This window comes from Pedobacter sp. Hv1 (assembly GCF_001412215.1).
In the GTDB taxonomy this organism is placed as follows: Bacteria; Bacteroidota; Bacteroidia; order Sphingobacteriales; family Sphingobacteriaceae; genus Pedobacter.
Map to the genome: position 1 here is coordinate 43,601 of NZ_LLWP01000012.1, position 18,265 is coordinate 61,865.

Here is an 18,265-nt window from a genome sequence, read left to right on the forward strand (position 1 = left end):
ATTTCGTTTATGATTTTACTTAAAATCCAAAATTAGAGAAGGAAGGAAAGACGTTTGTAGAAGTGGCAGGGTTTGGCTTTGAGAGGCGTAATTTGGCGTGGAACAAGTTAATAGCGACGGGTTTAATTTGTATTTTTGCGGAAATAAATTTGTAGTGGATGTTATAGAAAATGCGTATTCTCCTAATAAAGAGAGTTAGAAACAATAATAGAACCAACAACACGACCAACAGAAATTAAATCCGAATGAAGAGAAAGTATTGGGTATTATCCCCAAATGTTATGAATGGCTCAGATGAAATAGACTGGAAAAACTCTATACAAAATTTAAACCGAGCATTTATAGGATACGATGACACTCATCGCTTTGGACAAATGTTCAAAAATGAAATTCGTATTGGCGATGTCATACTTATTGCGCAAGGACAGAATTCAAATAAAAAATTATTCTTGTGCGGCTTTGTGGATTCAGAAACAAAATATGAATATGTGGATGGAACTCCTGACACCGCACAAAACCGAAAATTAAAATTTACAATTCCGAAAGAACGTCTTGACGAATTAGGACTTGATTTCAATGACAGCACTTGGGGTGAATCAAAACAACCTGCAACACTTTATCATTTAAAACCTCATGAAGTTGAAGCAGACAATAGAATTGTAAAACTATTAACTGCGGAATTGGATAAACAAATTATCAAACAACTTATGGACAACATAAAATTATCAGACGAGAGACAAACTCAAATCAAAGCACTTTGGAGCAGATTTAAAAACGAAATCAAAGAGGAAGATAAGAAATTCAATAATCAAGAGATTGATAACTTAATTGTTCAATGGAATCAATACAAGGATAAAATTACAAATGATACATTGAGTCTAGACGATTATACTAATACATTAGGCAGTCCCACAGCAACCATGCCAGGAGGTTATTTATGTAATTTCTTAGAGCGGACAACTCGAATTGTTCTAGGCTCTTCCAAACCTGGCAATGCAGAAAATTTCGAGGTAAAACTTAATAATGACAATCAAACGTATTTTATCAAAAGTCAAAAAAAGCAGAATGCCTCTCGACAAGAAGCAGAAACTTACTTTAACGACCACATCAAGAATTTATTAAGAAGCATTGTTTTGACACCTGATCCATTAGAAAAAATACGTTTGGCAGAAGAAACAGGTTATAGTGCTAAACAGATTTTGATGAAATTGGCTGTATTGGACAATTTATCGGACTTCCTATACATATACTCTACACAATGGTTGGACGAATTATGCAACGAATTTATTGATAGTGATGCCGAAGGAGTTTTTACCAAAAATCATCATGTTTGTATTATAGCTAAAAAACTATTAGATGTAAACGAACAAGACAAAGGAGAACTTATTTTGCTTTCTCGCTTCTTGTGGCGTTATGGAAACTCAAAAGCTATTGCGGACTCAAACAATCCAAACGTTATAATGTATGGACCACCAGGAACTGGTAAAACATATTCAGTAGTCAATAGTTTGGATTTTGTTTGTCAAGGTGATAGTTCACGATACGAAGTATTACAATTTCACCCGTCATTTACTTACGAAGATTTTATTGAAGGTATAAAACCTAAAGGAGTTTCAAAAGATGGCAACATTCGTTTTGAATTAATAAATGGAGTTTTTAAAAACTTTTGTATCAAAGCAAAAAACACACCCGGAAAAGCTTTTTATTTTGTAGTGGACGAAATCAACAGAGCCAATCTTTCAGCTGTCTTCGGGGAGACCTTATCACTTTTGGAAAAGGATTACCGACACAATAACAAAAGCAACAAGAATTTACTTAGAACCCAATACTCAACTCTTATTGAAGCCTTGATTAAAGAGGACAAAGAAAAATATAAACATTTAGCTTATTTCATTGACAACAATGAAGTAAAATTTGGTGTCCCTGAAAATGTGTTTTTCATCGGAATGATGAATGATGTTGACAAAAGCATTGATGCTTTTGACTTAGCACTTCGCAGAAGATTTAAGTGGATAAGAAAAGATTGCGATTACGAAGTAATTGAAGAAGAAGCACGTTTTAGAGGCAAAGAGGAATTTAGCAATATTGGTCAGTATGTAAAATCTTGTGAAAAGTTGAACAATTATATTTCTAATGAATTGGGATTGGGTAAATCTTATGAATTTGGTCATTCATTTTTCATGAAGATTAGTGATATTTCTAAACGCAAAGAAATTACACCAAATAATGTAGAAGTTTTATTCAACTTGTATCTACGTCCTACATTGAAAGAATATTTAAGAGCTGTATTTGCAGAAAGTGAATTAGACAACAAGTTAGATGAAGCTTTGAATAGATTTAAAGAAACATTGAAATAAAAATGAAAATAAGCGTACCTGTTAATCATAATTTTCACGAAGAAGCACCTATCCGAGAAGCGGATTTAGGGAATGTTTTCAATGTAAATAAGTCAGGCGTTAAACACTTGCGACAAATAATATTTTCTTCTGTTTATGAACTAAAACTTGGAGCAGAACAGCTAAAACAAGTAAAAGTATTTAATTTTAAACGCAATCGGTTTTTTGAACAAGATGAAGAACGTCTTATTCTAAGATTATATTCCAAAGAAAAAGCGGAACAAGAGAAAGAGTATATTATTCAAACTGGCTTATACGCTGGTGTTCTTTTTCACAAGGGGTGTAAAATCAATATTACAACAAAGTATGGCGACACTTTTCTTAAACGTATGCTCAACTTCGTAAATGACATTTACGTGGACAATGAGCAAATAAAAGCCAAGAAAGACGAAACAGAAAATCAGTTCTTATTTATCATTGCTCATTTATTTATTCAATCATTAGAAAAAGCAGTTGTTTTAGGTTTGCCACAACAGTACCAAAAAAACCAAGAAAGAAGCCATAAAGTAAGAGGTAGTATAGATTTTAACGATTACTTAAAAAGAGATATTCCGTTTCAAGGAAAACTAACTACAACTTTCAGAGAACGAATGTATGTTCAAGAAATTATAGATGTTTTATACTTAGCATTGAGAAAGTTAGAAAGTGTTTTTGGAAAAGAAATTCATAGTCGCTTACTTGGATTAAGCCAGTTATTAAAGCAACAATACTCAGGTCGTTTTGCAAACTACGAAACAATACAAAAAGCCAAAACACACCAAACGATAAACAATCCAATGTATCGCGGTTTTAAAAAAGTTTTGGAATATGCCGAAATAATTTTGCTGAATAACGATTTAATACCTAACAATGAAAAGCAAGATTTAGCGACAACAGGCTACCTATTTGACATTGCAGAATTGTATGAACTATATCTTGAAAAACTTTTAAGTAGAAATTTTCCCGAATGGTTTGTAAATGGACAAGTAGAAATTCCAATTTATCAAAATCAGTTCTATCGCAGGTCGATGTTTCCCGATATAATAATGAAGCATAAAACAAGCGGTAAAATTATTGCTCTTGATGCTAAATTCAAAAGAATGGAATTGCAGAACAAAGACATTGATAGAACCGACTTACATCAAATACATTCCTATTCTGGTTACTATCAAAGCAACCTAATTGCAAGCGGTTTGATTTATCCATTATCAAAGAAAATAGACTCTGAATATTTTCACATTGAAACTTTATATGGTGATGATAATCATGACGTTCGTTTTGTAATTGACGGAGTTTTTGTTTTTGAAAATCAAACTATGGAAGAATTAATTGAGAACGAAAATGAATTCATAAACCGAATTTCACATTTGGCGAACAGACATAAAAACCATAGTCTATAACATATAGGAAGTTGGTAAAATAAAGATGAAAAAACATTAAAACTGTTTTCTTTTCTTTTGTAATAACTTTTATCAAAACCCTCCTTATTTTGGAGGGCTTATTGTTTATTTAAAATCTGAAGCATCCTGCCCGCCTCAATATCCATTCTCGAAAATGCAAACCATTTTTTACCCAGGTCTTTGAGTGATGCCCCGATGTGGTATAGTTCTGTATTATCAACTATCATAAATCGGTCGTGGGCATCGGAAAAAAGCTCAATATCTACCGGAGGATATTGGCTATTGTAGCGTTGTAAGTCTAATCGTAATTGACTACTGATGCTTTTGGTGTAAATAGTGGCGGTTACACTACTGTTTCGCTTGCCTAATATGGTCAGTACAGTATCATCCACATAATTATCAAGCAGGATAATAGAACTTTTGGCATTGCGAATAATATCAGAAACAAAGGTATAGGCATCAAAAATTTGCCCATTGTAGAAAATACCTTTATCGTTGTGGAGTTTATCGCTTTCCATAGCTTTAAAAATTTCTTCAAATTTTTGGTCGGCTTTCAATTGCTTCAACTCAATATTATCCAAACGATGAAACAAAGCAGCATTGCTGATAAGCATTCTACGCATTTCTACAAAGGCTTCCATGATTTCAACACTGACTTTAACCGCTATATCCGAACGGAGTATAGCAGAAGCCATTGCGATCCCTTGTTCTGTAAAAACATGAGACAAATAGCGTCTTCCACCGTAATTTAAACTTGAGGTTCCAATTTGGAACCTCAAGTTTTCAACTTCCTCTTCGGTCAGTTGAAAGCAAAAAGAGATAGGAAATCGCTCAATGTTTCTTTTTACAGCTTTGTTCAGGTTCTTTGTTTCCACTTGGTATAAGGAAGCAAGGTCACTATCCAACATCACTTGCTTACCACGTATGGTATAAATCAAGTTCTTAATTTCCATTAGGCTAATAGCAGGTCTATTTTCCATTACTTTTTGTGGGTTTTATTTTTGGCAAATTCAAAAGAGGTATTGTACTCCTCATTCAACACGATATAGGCATCGAATTTCTTTCCGGCTTTGCTTGTCATTCCTTTGATGAGTGAAGTCTTTCCTTTACTGATAAGACTTTCAATATCGGCTATGCCAATTTGTACGCCGCACACATTTCGGAACTGAACCCAGCCACAAATCTCATCGGGACATTTCACGATTTTATCACGGATAATGAGTTGCTGGCTTTTGCATTTTGGACAAACCAATTTAGGTAGGTTGTTTTGGGTAATGGAAGTTTGCAGCAATTCGTTGGTAATAGATGAAGCGTATTTCTCCATTTCATGTTGAAATGCTCCTGCATCGGCTTCGCTGTTTTCGATTTTCTGCAATGTAAGTTCCCATTCGGCAGTCATTGCAACGTCCGCAATTTTTCGGTCTTTGACCAACTCATATACCTGTAATCCTTTTTCGGTAGGGACTAAGGATTTTTTTTCTCTTTGGATATAATTTCGAGTAAACAGGGTTTCGATTATCGCAGCTCTTGTAGCTGGAGTACCGATACCAATATTTTGTAAAGCCTTGCGTTCGTCTTCATTTTCGATTTCCTTTCCTGCGCTTTCCATAGCCGACAAAAGCCCTGCTTCAGTATAAAGCACAGGCGGTTTGGTTTTCTTTTCCAAAACGGAGGCTTCTTTTATTTTGAGTTCATTGCCCTTTTTCAGTTCAGGCAAATCTTGTATAGGCTCGGTATCATCGTCCGAAAAACTTCCCTTAATGGAACGCCAACCAGCTTCCATAACCTTACTACCTTTTACGGTAAAGTCATAATGCAATACTTGTAAACCGACATCAGTTATCTCTTTGATACAGGCTTGTGAAAGGGCTTCGAGCAACCGAAAGGCAATCATATCGTAAATGGCATTTTCCTTTGCGTTCAATGCTGACGGGATTTTGTCTGTAACCAATAATCCGTGGTGGTCGGTAACACGTAAATCGTTCACGATACGTTTAGTGAAACGTCCCCATTTCATTTTTGACACGCCTTGCTTACAGGTTTCCCTGTCCTGCAAAGCCCTCATGAGTTTGGGAATTTCTGCCCATATGTCTTCAGGAATGTATTTGCTTCCAGTACGTGGATAAGTGATAAACTTCTTTTCGTAAAGATTTTGAGCAATATTGAGGGTTTCTTCGGCAGAAAGGTTCAGCTTTTTGTTGGCTTCCTTTTGCAAGCCAGTCAGGTCGAACAATAAAGGCGGTTGTTCTGTAACGTTTTTGGTTTCTACCGATATAACTGTTGCAGTTTCGCTTCGCTGAATGGCTTTCAGCGTATCATCGGCGAGTTTTTGGTCTTTCAATTTAGATTTGGAAAGACTTTTAAAATCTATTAGATCCTTATTGTGTAATAGCTGTATCTGCCAGTATTTCTTTATCGAGAAATTTTTGTTTTCCAAATAGCGTTTGCATATCAAGGCTAGTGTTGGTGTCTGTACTCTTCCAAGCGAATAGATGCCATTGTCGGCGGCTATGGAAAGTGCCTGTGTAGCATTGATACCTACGAGCCAATCGGCACGACTTCTACCTTGTGCTGCTTGATACAAGCCGTCAAATTCTTTTCCGTCTTTCAGGTTATCAAAGCCTTGCTTTATTGCCTTTTCGGTAAGTGAGCTTATCCAAAGGCGTTCAAAGGGTTTGTTGCATTTGAGGTATTCGTAAATATAGCGAAATATCAGTTCGCCCTCACGTCCTGCATCGGTAGCGACAATAATGCTGTGACTACGATTAAAAAGCTGTTCGATAACTTTCAGTTGCTTTAATGCTCCTGTGTCAGTAGTATAGCCTTTTTCTTTTTTAACCTTGCGAACGGTTAATAAAAACTGGTTGGGTAATATGGGAAGAGATGCCTTATTAAATCCTGAGATCCCATAATCTTCGGGCATTCCCAATCCTATAAGATGTCCGAATGCCCACGTGACAAAATAGCCGTTACCTGTAAGGTAGCCGTCTTTTTTATCAGATGCACCCACAAGTCCAGCTATTTCTCTTGCTACGCTTGGTTTTTCTGCAATAATTGTTTTCATAATTGATTACCTTTTTACGCCTTTGGACTTTGCAGGAGCTTTGGGCTTTTCCTGTTGTTCCTGCTGCTGTTTGTTTTTTGGGTTTTGTTGCCCTGACTTCAAAGGCTCGTTGATGTTTTTGGTTGCTTCGTTGGTCTTGCCTTCCGAATTAACGGCAGTTTGCGTTTTATGGGCTTCGGTAGGTTTTACCTGTGCCTTAACCTGGCTTGGAAATTGGAAGTTCGTTTTTCCAGTTTCTGCATTGAAAGTGATATAACCTTGATACGGTTGCCCTTTTTTATCTTTCAATCCGTCAATGTAAACGGTTTGGCCAGCTTTAAAATCCTTATGTTGCTCATCAGTCAATTCTTTACCTCTGAATGTTTTTGGAGCTTCCTGCGTCTGACTTTGCTGGTTGGTTCGTTGATTGTTCTGTCCATTGCTTTGCGTTTGCCTATTGGAATTATTACGGTCAAAAAGAAACTCCACATAGTGTTTGTCTGCATTGAACTGTACCGTTGCTGAAAATTCTGTTCCTTTCGTGGAAATCATACCCTCTAACTTTAGTGGATTACCCTCCATTAAAGTTTGTTTTTGTACATCATTCAGTTTTACGCCCTTAATTTCATCGGGAATTTTTATGAAATCCGTTCGTAATGCAATTACATCGTTTGTCAACCTATCTATACTAATAATGGATGGCATTAGGTCGCCTGTTTTTGAATTGACCAGATTAACTACACGCCCCATATTGCCCGTTTCGAGCAGGTTTTTCTTGTCCTCATCCGTAAACTTATGTCCGAAAAACTCAAAATGCAGGTTGGGTTCTTTTTTTATACCATGTATTGCCACTACAACTTTCCCGTCTTCTGCTTGCTGTAAAGACAGGCGGGCATCAGTTCGGAGGATAGTACCACCGAGGTTAACACCAATCGGTAGGAGTTCATTGGTTTTATAACCTTTCAATAAAGGTTCAAGCAGGTTCCTCTTTTCAAGGTATTCCTTGCTTAATCCAAGATTGGTCATAGTGTCCCAATCAATCTGTTCCGGTTTGTAGCGGTATTCGCTGGTTTCCGGTGTTGTTTTTTGTGTTGCTTTCATATCATTTTTATTTTCTTGTTTTTTATCCTGTGGCGGTTGCGTCTTCACTTCGTGTTCTTTCATCACTTTTTCGCCTTCTGGAGTTGGCTTATTCACCTGTTTTTGCATTTCCTGTGCTTTTTCAACAGCAACAGGCGCAGGCACTTTGAAGAAAGTAAAGTTTGTCGGGTTCTTTAACTGGCTGAAAAAATTGGAGAAGAAGTTGGAAAAGAAATCACCGCTTTTGTCCACATGCATAAATTGGTTTTGGTTTTTCTTTGTGGGATCAACGGTTTCCATTTTTCCGTTTTCGTCAATACTTTTTACGGCTTGGATTTTCATTTTCTCTTTATCCAGCACCAGCAATATGTCCGAAAGCTGTTCGGGCATATCCTGTTTGTTCGTAGTTTCTTCACTCATAATTTAAAAATTTTAAAGTTAGATGCCGAAAGTAAAGAAGGTGTTCACTGCATTGCACTAATTGGCACTCAGAGGCAGTATTTGTCACTTACTGGCGTTCAATTTAGTTGTAGGAGGATTAAAACTTTCCCGGATAAACTGATGCACATCAGACAGCTTATAATACAGTTTTCCACTTATGGTGTAATAGGGAAGTTTTCCAATGGAGCGATACCGTTGCAGGGAACGATTGCTAATTTTCAGCATTTGAAGTAAATCCTGATTATCGAGCAACTCTTCACCATCTATACTATTGCGTTTCTTTTGCAACTCGTCTATATTGTCACCCAACATATCGAGGCGCCCCATCAACCGATCCATCCAAGCCAAAAATTCCATTCTGTCAATATTCATAGGGATATACTTTTAAGGGTTCATACCTGTTTTTTTATCTGCCTTTAGCTTTCTGCCTTTTTCGATATAACTTTTACCTTTTACCATAAGCTCCTGCACATACTCGTCACTACTCTGTATTGCATTGGCATTAAGCAAATCCTTAATTGCTCCAATGGTGTAGAAATACTGACCATACATTTTTGAATAAGCGATCTCACCTTTGGTTCGCATTCGCCATAAGGTTTTCTCGCTGATGTGCAGGTATTGGCATACCTCGTGGTTATTGAGCCACAGGTCATCATAACTTTTGTCTTCTTGTCTTTTCAGGTAGTCGGCAATGGCGTTGATACGGCTGTTAAGCTGTTGCCATGCTTCTTCTTCAATAGTTATTATTTTCATTGCACAGTATTTAAAGTTCACTATGCAAAATTGTGAAAGGTGGTAGTCTTTGTCTGCCAACCTTTACCCATTGGTTTGACGATTTTTTGAAAATTTTCACAATCTCAGAAAACACTTTTATAATAAGAGTTTTGAAGTATTTGAGATATTTTTCAATAGCATTTTGGTACTGTTTGCCAATTGGTAGATATGGGCAAAGAAAAAGCAGCACATTTTGTGTACTGCTTGTAAACTGCTCTGTTGATGTAGTTAAAGGTCTTTATCCATGTATTCCTCTAATGAAGCTTTAAGCTGGTCTAAAAATGCCGTTCGGGAGCCACTTCGGGTTTTCATTCGGTGGAAAGAGTGATGTATATCGTTTAAGGGAGTTCGGAATAACACCTGAAAAATCAAAGCTAATTTTCGGATGCCTACTTTTCCGTATGCAATAGAATTTGAAGCATATAGGGCGTATATCAGTTCGATAAGTGCATTTTGAGAATTTGTCCACGAAATATCCTTGTTAGCATCCAAATTCTGCAAAATTGTATCGGGATTTTCTTCGGGATTGATTTTAGTAAGCACATAGGTGTAAAGTAGTTCATTCGCTACAATGTGGGCTATTTTGTTATCAAAATATGTTGAAAAGCTGAGGTCAATTTCAAATACGACACTTTTTAAACCATCATGATAGTTGATTTGTCCGAGCCTGAAATAACTGTGTTCACGATCTGTTCTGCCAGCACGATAATACCTATAAAAATCTTCATTGCAAATACTTTCTTTATATTCTGATTTGAGGCTTTTTAATAGATTTTCATAATAGCTTTGATGTATTTTGCCATTGCTCACGGGGCAGGTTGTTTCGATGCGGAAGAGTTTGTTATAGTAAATAAGCTTCCCTAAGATGTTTGGTTTAATGTTCTTGAAAAAATTAATCTCTTGTTGCTCATTTGCAAATCCATCCCGTAAGATTTGAGATTTTATTTCACATATCATTTCCTTTAGAAATAAGGTCATTTGATAAGCCTCTTCCGGCATCTGCATCATTTGAGAAGAGAGTTTATCTTCCTGATGCTGAATTTGTGCTAATATTTTATTCAACACGATTTCCATAGCATAGTCTTTTAGAGGTTCTCACTATTTGTTTAGAGTTGGAACTATTGTTAACATGCCAAAATTTGGAAATATTAATGAAACCAATATCACAGATTACCCCCTATGGGGGAATTTTTATTTATGGAAAGGGAACAAAAAAGGGTAAAGTAATAATATACCTTACCCAATTATTTAGTAGATTTGCATTAATGATTTACAAGGTAATCAAATGAAAGCGAGTGCAGTAAGCACCATTACTAAATCGTTACCGATAGTGTTTTCCACTCTTGTAAACTACTCTTTATTAGCCGCTTTGGGCTTTTCTGATTTTTTTTATAAAAAATAAAGCCACAGTCCCGAAAGTCTGTGGCTTTTCTTATACATAGGTAAATGGTTTTTAAAGCCAAATAAGGTTAGTCTTCTAAAATAACCGCTGTTCCGCTGGCCGTTACCATTAACATGCTGCCGCCATTACCAACAGTTTCATAGTCAAGATCTACACCAATAATTGCATTTGCACCCATTGCGGCTGCATATTGTTGCATCTCGCTCACTGCTGTGTTTTTGCCTTCACGCAATACTTGTTCATATGAACCAGAACGTCCACCAACAATATCACGGATACCCGCAAAAAGGTCTTTGAAAATATTTGCACCAATAATGGTTTCGCCAGTAACAAGTCCTATGTATTTAACAATTTTTTTGCCCTCTACTGTATTTGTGGTTGTAATTAACATCTTTTCTAGGTTTTATATTTCGATGCTAGTTTTTCAGAAATGTTACATTCCACCAAAAAAAATCTTTTACTTGAAGTTCTTTTGCAGAAAATCAAAGATCAGATCGAAATGTTTGAGGGGCTCTCCATGCCCTCCTTCAATGGAAATATGTTGATAAGGAAAGGAGAATTTTTTTGCTTTTAAGCGGGCCATCATTTTTTCAGACATGGGTCCAGATGGACAAATTTCATCTTTAGTTGCCGAAACCAATAAAATAGGCCCATTGATCTGTTCTACTTTGATCAGTGCTTTTTGCTCGGCTATCGTGTCTTTTAACATGGCTTCGAAAGCTCCCCTTAAATCTCTTTTCATTAAAAAAGGTACGCTTTCTTCGTTTACAGGCACAAATGGAAGCTCTTTCCCTTCAAAGCTCCAAGCTGCTGTAGAAAAATGATTGGTGTGCCCCGGAAAAACAGCGTGGCTTGGCACAATACCTACAACACACTTGATGTCTTTGAAATAACTTCCGATCAAAAGGGCTAAATCTGCACCTCTCGAACCACCGACAATGGCAATCTTATTTCGATCAATTAATGGATTTTGAGCCGCCATTGTAATGGCCGCATGTACTTTATCGATTTCGATTTTATTTAAGGTATCGGGTGCTCCCTTGCTCTTAAAATAACCGATGGCCAAAAAGGCATATCCTTGTTTAATGAATTGGTCTCTGGTTGCTTTCCAGTAATCGCTAGTCCAGGCATTTCCTCCTTCAGAACCGCCCAATCCAACAATTAATGCTTGTTTTTTACCTTCACCCAAAAATAATTGTGCATCTACTTGAGGTGCGTTGATCCGTTGTGCAAAGGCTGTTGCCGAAAAGAAAAGGAATAATCCTAAAAAAATGAATTTGTGATAGCTGATCTTGCTCATGTTTGATTTGTTTTTAACCAAAGATGAGTTTAGTTTATTTATTTCTATTTGACATAGATCAAAAACTATTTTTCGGCCCTAATTCTACTCAAGGTTTCTTGCGTAATCCCTAAATAAGAAGCAACCATTCCCAGCGGGATTCGGTGATAGATATCATGGTAAAGCTCACGAAAGTGATTGTATTTTTCTTTGGCCGAAGTAAACCGCAGAGAAGTAATCCGCTCTACAATTTGGCCCAACAAGGTACCCATTGATAGGCGGGCATAACGGTCCATCTCCGGAAAATGATCGAAAAGATAAACTAGGTCTTCTACATCAATAAAAAAAACCTTCGTATCCTCTATCGCATCAATGTAATAGATATCCAATGTCCTTTGCATAAAGCTTTTAGGAGAATTGGTCCATTCATTTACACTGCAAAAGTATTCGCTGATTTCTTTTCCGTCCTTTATAAAGTAGAGCCGTAAAATTCCTTCTTGGATAAAGTAGCTTCTGGTACAAATTTTAGCTGCATCGTGTACCAGTTCTCCCTTTTTAAATGATTTTAGTTTAATTCGCTGCAAAAGCTCTGCTTTAAGCGACTCGCTCAATTTAATATATCGACTAAAGTGGGCAATAACCTCTTCCATTTTTGAAATTAAGTAAGCAATATAAATGATTATAGCAGCTTATCCAAAACTTGTTACCAGTTATCCACCCTTTCATATTGAGTAAGCAGCTGGTTGTGTGGCGAGGTAAATAAGAGGGGCCTGCCTTTAAAATCTATAAAGTTTTTTGCCCTGTCGTCTATCATCACATCTGTATTTACGATTTTCTCTCCACAAAAAATGATGTTCTTCCAAGTAATAAATGGAAAATGTTCAGCCAACCAATGGTACTTATCTTCTAGAGAATTAGGGAATTCCATAGCAGCAGAAACGATGTAAACTTCATGTTTTTCTTGTAGTTTTTTAACCGCTTCTACACTACCCTCAATTAAAGGCAGATTTCTAAAAAAGCCCTTTTCATTAATGTAATCGAACCATTTGTTGTTTATGTGTTCAGGTACATGGTGGTAAATCTCATTTCCTGGATCTAATTTTAAATCTAAAGGAGTTCCGTAATCACGATTGTAAAGTTCTATAAATTTACGAATGGGATCGGCTAGGACTTCGTCCATATCTATGGCTATCTTCATAGGTATAAATATCCTCAATTGAGATTACAGTTGTGTTATTTGAATTTAAAATTTTGTTTATCAATTTGAGTTTGGGGTATAGCGATAGGTGTTCATTACCATAAAGAGTCGATAGGTTATGGATCATAAACTAAAGACTTTCTGGAAACTTGCTAGTTATTAGTATTTTACTTACCTTTGCATCCCCGCAAGCATGAAGCTCCGGGAACTATGTTGAATACATAAATTTTAAAAGAAATGGCAACTAAAATCAGATTGCAAAGATTCGGTAAAAAAGGGAAACCTTTTTTCCACGTGGTAGTAGCGGATTCTCGCTCTCCAAGAGATGGTAAATTTATTGAGCGTTTAGGTTCTTATAACCCAAACACCAATCCTGCAACTATCGAAATTAACTTCGAAAAAACTTTAGACTGGGTAAACAAAGGTGCACAACCTACGGATACTGCCCGTGCTATCCTTTCTTACAAAGGTGTTTTATACAAAAAACACTTAGAAGGTGGTGTTAAAAAAGGCGCTTTAACTGCAGAACAAGCTGATGCTAAATTTGAGCAATGGTTAGCTGCTAAAGGTGGTCAAATCGAAGGCAAAAAAGAAAACTTAAGCGCAAGCAAAGGCGAAGCTAAAAAAGCTGCTTTAGCTGCTGAGGCTAAGAAAAATGCTGACCGTGCTGCTGCAATTGCATTGAAAAATGCACCTGTAGTTGAAGAGGTTGTTGAAGAAGAAGTAGTAGCTGAAGAGGCTCCTGCTGCTGAAGCTGCAACTGAAGAAGTGGTAGCAGAAACTCCAGCTGTTGAAGAAGCTCCTGCTGCTGAAACTACTGAAGAAGAAACAAAAGAAGAAGCTTAATCATCAGATTGGTTTTAACTTACGATAGCGTTCTGATTAATCAGAACGCTATTTTTATTTAAAGATTAAGGTCCTCCACACAACAAGACCAAAATATCATTATCATGCAAAAGGAAGAAGCATTTTACATCGGCTACATTACCAAAACAAAAGGATTAAAAGGAGAGGTACAGTTGTATTTCGAGTTTGAAGATTATGAAGCCTTAGATTTAGATGTGGTTTTTGCCGACCTGAATGGTAAAATGGTTCCCTTTTTTGTGTCTTCTTACAAGCTCTATCCCAATCAAACAGGTCTTTTCTACTTTGATGACCTAGACCACATCGATAAAGCTCAAGCATTGGTTAAAAAGAAGGTTTATATGCCTTTAAATAAAATGCCAGAACGAGATGAAGATGACTTTACCTATGATGATCTAAAAGGTTATACGGCGGTAGACGAAACACATGGCGAATTGGGTGAAATTATTGCCATTAATGAATACCCTCAACAATTTGTAGCTACTGTGCTTTACAAAGAAAAAGAGATTCTCTTCCCCTTAAATGAAGATATGATTGTTGAAATTGATGAAGAAAATAAAACTTTATTGGTCGATTTGCCAGAAGGTTTATTGGATATTTATCTTAATTCATAAAAATTCAAACAATAACCTAGCTTGTAGCGTTCAGTTTAAATGAAACGCTTTATTTTATTCGCCTTGTTACTTGTTTTATTTTATGGTTGTACCAATCAACCCGAAAAAAAAGCAGGAACCGATGCTGTTGATAGCCTAAAAAAAGTGCCCCCGAGATCATCTAGGGCATTAACCCAACAAGATTCGATTAAAGCAACCGGAAGGCAAGTTTTGTCATTCCTTAAAGACCATAATTACAAAGAGTTAATCAAATATTTTTCGGCTGATGGGGTCCTTTTTTCTCCTTATGGATTTATTGATACTGCCAAATCAAAAAAATTAAGCCCAGAAGACTTTCTACAAGCTGTTGATAAAAAATGGATCCTTACCTGGGGCAGTTTTGATGGTACGGGCGAGCCCATCAAGCTAACTGTTCCTTCTTATTTAAAAAAGTTTGTTTACAATGCTGATTACCTCAGTGCCGAGGCGATTGGTTTTGATGAGGTGATGAAACAGGGAAATTCATTGAACAACCTCGAAGCCATTTATCCAAATCATCATTTTATAGATTATTACTTTAGTGGCTTTGACCAAAAATATAACGGCATGGATTGGACCAGTTTAAAACTCGTTTTTGAGAATGAAGATGGTCAATATTTTTTAGTTGCGATTATACACGATCAGTGGACTGTTTAAGTTCTAGCAAAATTCATTAGCCATTAATTTCTTATTTTTGATCAAATTTTTAGCAAAATGGAAATCACTGGTGTTATTTTATTGGTCGTTATTTTAATAGTGCTTATTGTTCTCTTATTGCGCAAGCCTTCCGTTCCTAAAAACGACGAAACTATTAATTATCTCAAAGAGGAAAAGCTAAAATTAGCCGACGAATTAAATGATCTACGTGAACGTTTTGGTGTAGAACGTAGCAATTTGATCAAAGCCGAAGCATTGGTTGTTTCCTATCGTGAAAAACTAGCAGAACAGCATAAAAATTTAGAAGACCTCCAACAAAAATTTACACTCGAATTTTCGCTCGTTGCCAATAAGATACTGGAAGAAAAAAGTGCAAAGTTTACCGCACAAAACCAGAGCAATATGGATTCTATCTTGAACCCATTAAAGGCGAATATCAAATCTTTTGAAGAAAAGGTGGATAAAGTTTACCAAACGGAAGCTGCAGAAAGAAACCATTTAAAAGGTGTGATTTTTCAGCTAATGGACCAAAGTAAGCAGATACAAACCGATGCCAATAATTTAACCAAAGCCTTAAAAGGCGACAGCAAAAAACAAGGCAATTGGGGTGAAGTAATTCTAGAAAGAGTATTGGAACGTTCGGGATTAATTAAGGATAGGGAATATCGCCTTCAGGCAAGCCTAAATAGCGCCGAAGGCGCCCGTTTACAGCCTGATGTAGTGATTGACCTGCCCGACGAAAAACATTTGATTGTAGACGCTAAAATCTCGTTGGTTGCCTACGAAAGAATGATGAATGCCGAAAGCGAAGAAGAAAAGGTATTGAACCTTAAACAACATCTCGTTTCGGTAAAAGCACACATTGACGGCTTGGCTGGTAAAAACTACCAAAATCTCTACCAGATCAATTCTCCAGATTTTGTATTGTTGTTTATGCCCATCGAATCTTCTTTTAGTGTTACCGTGCAGGCAGACAACGAATTGTTCAATTATGCTTGGGACAGAAAGGTGGTGATCGTTAGTCCTACTACCTTATTGGCTACCTTACGTACCATAGCAAGCATTTGGAAGGTAGACAGACAAAATAAAAACGTATTTGAAATTGCTGAAGAGGCGGGAGCCCTATATGATAAGTTTGTTGGTTTTTTAGAGGATATGGAGAAAATTGGGAAACATTTAGACCTTACCCAAAAAGCACATGATGATGCTTTTAAAAAACTACAATATGGCAATGGAAATCTGATTGGAAAGGTAGAAAAAATTAAAAAATTAGGCGCCAAAACAAAGGCCAATAAACAAATCGATTCTAAGTTTTTAGAAGAGGAAGAATAAGGAAATAGTATCAAGATGTGAGTATCAAGTATCAAGATGTAGGCTATTGGTGGCAGAAATTACCTCCTTTAACTAGTTAGCTGTTTAGCCTATTTTCTATTCCCAATTAACTATTTACACAATTAAACTACTTCCTTGTGGCCACAACAGCAAACACCATTGGTATTTTATTGCCTAAATGTTTAATTCTATACTTTTTTGGTTCAAATTCTATGGTTTCGTTGAAACAATCATAAGGAGAGTAATCAAATTCATCGAAAGAATTGATTTCCATTCCATTGCCGATCAAACTATTTAACACCTCAGAAGTGCTATGGTTCCAGGTAATGTTTTTTTGTGTAATTTCTGAATCTTTGGCTGCATAAGTTCCATCTTCGATTTCAACAATGGCCTCATCTTTAAAATAGTTATAGGCAATTTGTTTAAAATAATCATCGAACATCCAAACTATAGGATGGAACTCTACAAATACAAACTTCCCTGCGGGCTTTAAATAACTCGCTATTAAATTGGCCCATTGGTTAAGATCTGGTAGCCAACCGATGGTACCATAACTCGTAAATACCATATCGAATTTTTCATCCAAATATTTGGGCAATTCGTAAATATTACAACAGATAAAAGAAGCATCAGTATTGGTTTGTATGGCTAACTCTTTTGCTTTATCTATTGCCTGGTCTGATAAATCTACACCCACAACACTAGCACCCAATCGGGCTAAAGAAATGCTATCTTGTCCGAAATGGCATTGCAAATGTAATATCCGTTTGCCTTTGATATCGCCCAGTATGCCAAGCTCAATCTCATTCAGTGAAGTATTTCCTTTTAAAAAACCTGCAACATCGTAAAATTCTGAATCAAAATGTACAGCAGTCTTGTTGTTCCAAGATTGTCGGTTAATATTGATATAGTCTAGTTCTTCGTAACTCATTTCTTTTCAGCTTTTAAAGCTTTATTTTTAGATTGTAAACTGTGCTTTTATCTTCATAAAAGATATTAAACTCATTCGTTGTAAACGAAACAACCCTAAATTTCGAATACTTGGTTACTCCCTCTAACTGTCCGTTGATGATGATCAGTCCATTTTCATTCACAATACTATTTATACTAAACTGTTTACTGATGACTTGTTGTTCCAAATCTGATGAACTGCTATACAGTTTAGATTCTTGTATTGCAGGATAAGAAGTATTGGTTTTTACTAATTTCACAAAATTATCATAACTAGGCAGCCTATTGCTATACACAATGCCAGTTAGGTTAGTTTCGGTAGAAGAACCAGATTGATACTCGCTCCCAAATTTATTTCCTTCTGTTCGTTGGTTGGTAAGGTAGATGATATTACCTCCTTGAATAGCCGCTTGGATTTTAAGCTTACGGTAGGCTCTTTCTTTTACTCGTTCTTGATTGGAAAGTACCGTAGTACCTTTTGCTTTGGAGCTAGCATCGCCCAATTTGAAAAGACCTTTGATCTCATATTCAACCTGGGTTATGGTTACATTATCGTAATCGTTAACACTATTTACATTTTTAAACGATGTTGCTTCTGTAAAAGTCTGGATTCTTCCATTTTTAAAAACGATTTTATGTACCGCGTTTTTGTAGATAGAATTGTTCAGTTCTTCTCCAACAAAAGCATACTTTACAGCATCGGTTGTTATTTCTTTAACTACACAAGCAATCTTTTCGTTGTTTGTAAAGATGGTATCGGTTTGTCCATAAACAATACCTGTTAATGTAGCCATCACTAATGTTAACAGTGTCTTTTTCATATTGTATCGATTAATT

Annotated in this window: 18 protein-coding genes; 6 read left to right on the forward strand and 12 right to left on the reverse strand. The window is 36.3% G+C overall.

Annotated features, from left to right (window positions below; genetic code table 11):
* The first annotated feature begins 245 nt into the window (after positions 1 to 245).
* Together AQF98_RS20350 and AQF98_RS20355 are read left to right on the forward strand one after the other, a co-directional pair.
* Positions 246 to 2,357 (forward strand): AAA family ATPase, encoded by a 2,112-nt coding sequence (locus tag AQF98_RS20350; protein ID WP_082435205.1) that lies wholly within the window; start codon positions 246 to 248, stop codon positions 2,355 to 2,357.
* A gap of 2 nt (positions 2,358 to 2,359) precedes the next feature.
* Positions 2,360 to 3,775, forward strand: a complete 1,416-nt coding sequence (locus AQF98_RS20355) for a hypothetical protein (protein WP_055133811.1) — start codon at positions 2,360 to 2,362, stop codon at positions 3,773 to 3,775.
* A 98-nt stretch (positions 3,776 to 3,873) separates the two neighbouring features.
* On the opposite strand, the gene AQF98_RS20360 is transcribed toward AQF98_RS20355, so the two are convergent.
* The 10 genes from AQF98_RS20360 to AQF98_RS20405 form a co-directional block, all read right to left on the reverse strand.
* Entirely contained in the window at positions 3,874 to 4,755 is an 882-nt protein-coding gene (locus AQF98_RS20360; RefSeq protein ID WP_055133812.1) for an ORF6N domain-containing protein, read from the reverse strand.
* Positions 4,755 to 6,839, reverse strand: coding sequence for a type IA DNA topoisomerase (locus AQF98_RS20365; RefSeq protein WP_055133813.1), 2,085 nt, complete (start codon positions 6,837 to 6,839; stop codon positions 4,755 to 4,757). The genes AQF98_RS20360 and AQF98_RS20365 overlap by 1 nt, the downstream gene beginning before the upstream one ends.
* Before the next feature lie 6 nt (positions 6,840 to 6,845).
* A complete protein-coding gene (locus AQF98_RS20370; RefSeq protein WP_055133814.1) occupies positions 6,846 to 8,318 on the reverse strand; it encodes a DUF3945 domain-containing protein in 1,473 nt (490 codons plus the stop codon).
* A gap of 84 nt (positions 8,319 to 8,402) precedes the next feature.
* Positions 8,403 to 8,711 (reverse strand): helix-turn-helix domain-containing protein, encoded by a 309-nt coding sequence (locus tag AQF98_RS20375; protein ID WP_045497647.1) that lies wholly within the window; start codon positions 8,709 to 8,711, stop codon positions 8,403 to 8,405.
* A 12-nt stretch (positions 8,712 to 8,723) separates the two neighbouring features.
* A complete protein-coding gene (locus tag AQF98_RS20380; RefSeq protein WP_055133815.1) occupies positions 8,724 to 9,092 on the reverse strand; it encodes a helix-turn-helix domain-containing protein in 369 nt (122 codons plus the stop codon).
* Between the two features lie 249 nt (positions 9,093 to 9,341).
* On the reverse strand, positions 9,342 to 10,187 hold the full coding sequence (locus tag AQF98_RS20385) for an RteC domain-containing protein (RefSeq protein WP_055133816.1): 846 nt from the start codon (positions 10,185 to 10,187) through the stop codon (positions 9,342 to 9,344).
* A gap of 395 nt (positions 10,188 to 10,582) precedes the next feature.
* Positions 10,583 to 10,906, reverse strand: a complete 324-nt coding sequence (locus AQF98_RS20390; protein ID WP_055133817.1) for a heavy metal-binding domain-containing protein — start codon at positions 10,904 to 10,906, stop codon at positions 10,583 to 10,585.
* A 66-nt stretch (positions 10,907 to 10,972) separates the two neighbouring features.
* A complete protein-coding gene (locus AQF98_RS20395) occupies positions 10,973 to 11,815 on the reverse strand; it encodes an acyl-CoA thioester hydrolase/BAAT C-terminal domain-containing protein (protein WP_055133818.1) in 843 nt (280 codons plus the stop codon).
* A 65-nt stretch (positions 11,816 to 11,880) separates the two neighbouring features.
* Positions 11,881 to 12,444 carry a Crp/Fnr family transcriptional regulator gene (locus tag AQF98_RS20400; protein ID WP_055133819.1) on the reverse strand — a complete coding sequence of 188 codons (564 nt, stop codon included), beginning with the start codon at positions 12,442 to 12,444 and terminating at the stop codon, positions 11,881 to 11,883.
* A gap of 53 nt (positions 12,445 to 12,497) precedes the next feature.
* On the reverse strand, positions 12,498 to 12,992 hold the full coding sequence (locus AQF98_RS20405; protein WP_055133820.1) for a 5'-3'-deoxyribonucleotidase: 495 nt from the start codon (positions 12,990 to 12,992) through the stop codon (positions 12,498 to 12,500).
* A gap of 237 nt (positions 12,993 to 13,229) precedes the next feature.
* Between AQF98_RS20405 and AQF98_RS20410 the strand changes: the two genes are divergently transcribed.
* From AQF98_RS20410 to AQF98_RS20425, 4 genes are all read left to right on the forward strand, one after another.
* The gene (locus tag AQF98_RS20410) at positions 13,230 to 13,838 is read left to right on the forward strand and encodes a 30S ribosomal protein S16 (protein WP_055133821.1); all 609 of its coding nucleotides are present in this window, start codon (positions 13,230 to 13,232) and stop codon (positions 13,836 to 13,838) included.
* A 104-nt stretch (positions 13,839 to 13,942) separates the two neighbouring features.
* The gene (rimM, locus tag AQF98_RS20415; RefSeq protein WP_055133822.1) at positions 13,943 to 14,470 is read left to right on the forward strand and encodes a ribosome maturation factor RimM; all 528 of its coding nucleotides are present in this window, start codon (positions 13,943 to 13,945) and stop codon (positions 14,468 to 14,470) included.
* A gap of 39 nt (positions 14,471 to 14,509) precedes the next feature.
* Positions 14,510 to 15,145 carry a hypothetical protein gene (locus tag AQF98_RS20420; protein WP_055133823.1) on the forward strand — a complete coding sequence of 212 codons (636 nt, stop codon included), beginning with the start codon at positions 14,510 to 14,512 and terminating at the stop codon, positions 15,143 to 15,145.
* Between the two features lie 57 nt (positions 15,146 to 15,202).
* Positions 15,203 to 16,477 carry a DNA recombination protein RmuC gene (locus tag AQF98_RS20425; RefSeq protein WP_055133824.1) on the forward strand — a complete coding sequence of 425 codons (1,275 nt, stop codon included), beginning with the start codon at positions 15,203 to 15,205 and terminating at the stop codon, positions 16,475 to 16,477.
* A 127-nt stretch (positions 16,478 to 16,604) separates the two neighbouring features.
* Here the strand turns inward: AQF98_RS20425 and AQF98_RS20430 are convergent, their stop codons facing one another.
* The gene (locus tag AQF98_RS20430; protein ID WP_055133825.1) at positions 16,605 to 17,408 is read right to left on the reverse strand and encodes a bifunctional 2-polyprenyl-6-hydroxyphenol methylase/3-demethylubiquinol 3-O-methyltransferase UbiG; all 804 of its coding nucleotides are present in this window, start codon (positions 17,406 to 17,408) and stop codon (positions 16,605 to 16,607) included.
* A 13-nt stretch (positions 17,409 to 17,421) separates the two neighbouring features.
* Entirely contained in the window at positions 17,422 to 18,249 is an 828-nt protein-coding gene (locus AQF98_RS20435; protein ID WP_055133826.1) for a hypothetical protein, read from the reverse strand.
* Positions 18,250 to 18,265 lie beyond the last annotated feature (16 nt).

Excerpts from the sequence above, each read along its gene's own strand:
- AQF98_RS20360 (WP_055133812.1), bottom strand. The coding sequence starts at position 4,755 with ATGGAAAATAGACCTGCTATTAGCCTAATGGAAATTAAGAACTTGATT.
- AQF98_RS20355 (WP_055133811.1), top strand. The coding sequence starts at position 2,360 with ATGAAAATAAGCGTACCTGTTAATCATAATTTTCACGAAGAAGCACCT.
- AQF98_RS20365 (WP_055133813.1), bottom strand. The coding sequence starts at position 6,839 with ATGAAAACAATTATTGCAGAAAAACCAAGCGTAGCAAGAGAAATAGCT.
- AQF98_RS20420 (WP_055133823.1), top strand. The coding sequence starts at position 14,510 with ATGAAACGCTTTATTTTATTCGCCTTGTTACTTGTTTTATTTTATGGT.
- AQF98_RS20425 (WP_055133824.1), top strand. The coding sequence starts at position 15,203 with ATGGAAATCACTGGTGTTATTTTATTGGTCGTTATTTTAATAGTGCTT.
- AQF98_RS20430 (WP_055133825.1), bottom strand. The coding sequence starts at position 17,408 with ATGAGTTACGAAGAACTAGACTATATCAATATTAACCGACAATCTTGG.
- AQF98_RS20380 (WP_055133815.1), bottom strand. The coding sequence starts at position 9,092 with ATGAAAATAATAACTATTGAAGAAGAAGCATGGCAACAGCTTAACAGC.
- AQF98_RS20385 (WP_055133816.1), bottom strand. The coding sequence starts at position 10,187 with ATGGAAATCGTGTTGAATAAAATATTAGCACAAATTCAGCATCAGGAA.
- AQF98_RS20375 (WP_045497647.1), bottom strand. The coding sequence starts at position 8,711 with ATGAATATTGACAGAATGGAATTTTTGGCTTGGATGGATCGGTTGATG.
- AQF98_RS20435 (WP_055133826.1), bottom strand. The coding sequence starts at position 18,249 with ATGAAAAAGACACTGTTAACATTAGTGATGGCTACATTAACAGGTATT.
- AQF98_RS20405 (WP_055133820.1), bottom strand. The coding sequence starts at position 12,992 with ATGAAGATAGCCATAGATATGGACGAAGTCCTAGCCGATCCCATTCGT.
- AQF98_RS20395 (WP_055133818.1), bottom strand. The coding sequence starts at position 11,815 with ATGAGCAAGATCAGCTATCACAAATTCATTTTTTTAGGATTATTCCTT.
- AQF98_RS20410 (WP_055133821.1), top strand. The coding sequence starts at position 13,230 with ATGGCAACTAAAATCAGATTGCAAAGATTCGGTAAAAAAGGGAAACCT.
- rimM (WP_055133822.1), top strand. The coding sequence starts at position 13,943 with ATGCAAAAGGAAGAAGCATTTTACATCGGCTACATTACCAAAACAAAA.
- AQF98_RS20350 (WP_082435205.1), top strand. The coding sequence starts at position 246 with ATGAAGAGAAAGTATTGGGTATTATCCCCAAATGTTATGAATGGCTCA.
- AQF98_RS20400 (WP_055133819.1), bottom strand. The coding sequence starts at position 12,444 with ATGGAAGAGGTTATTGCCCACTTTAGTCGATATATTAAATTGAGCGAG.
- AQF98_RS20370 (WP_055133814.1), bottom strand. The coding sequence starts at position 8,318 with ATGAGTGAAGAAACTACGAACAAACAGGATATGCCCGAACAGCTTTCG.
- AQF98_RS20390 (WP_055133817.1), bottom strand. The coding sequence starts at position 10,906 with ATGTTAATTACAACCACAAATACAGTAGAGGGCAAAAAAATTGTTAAA.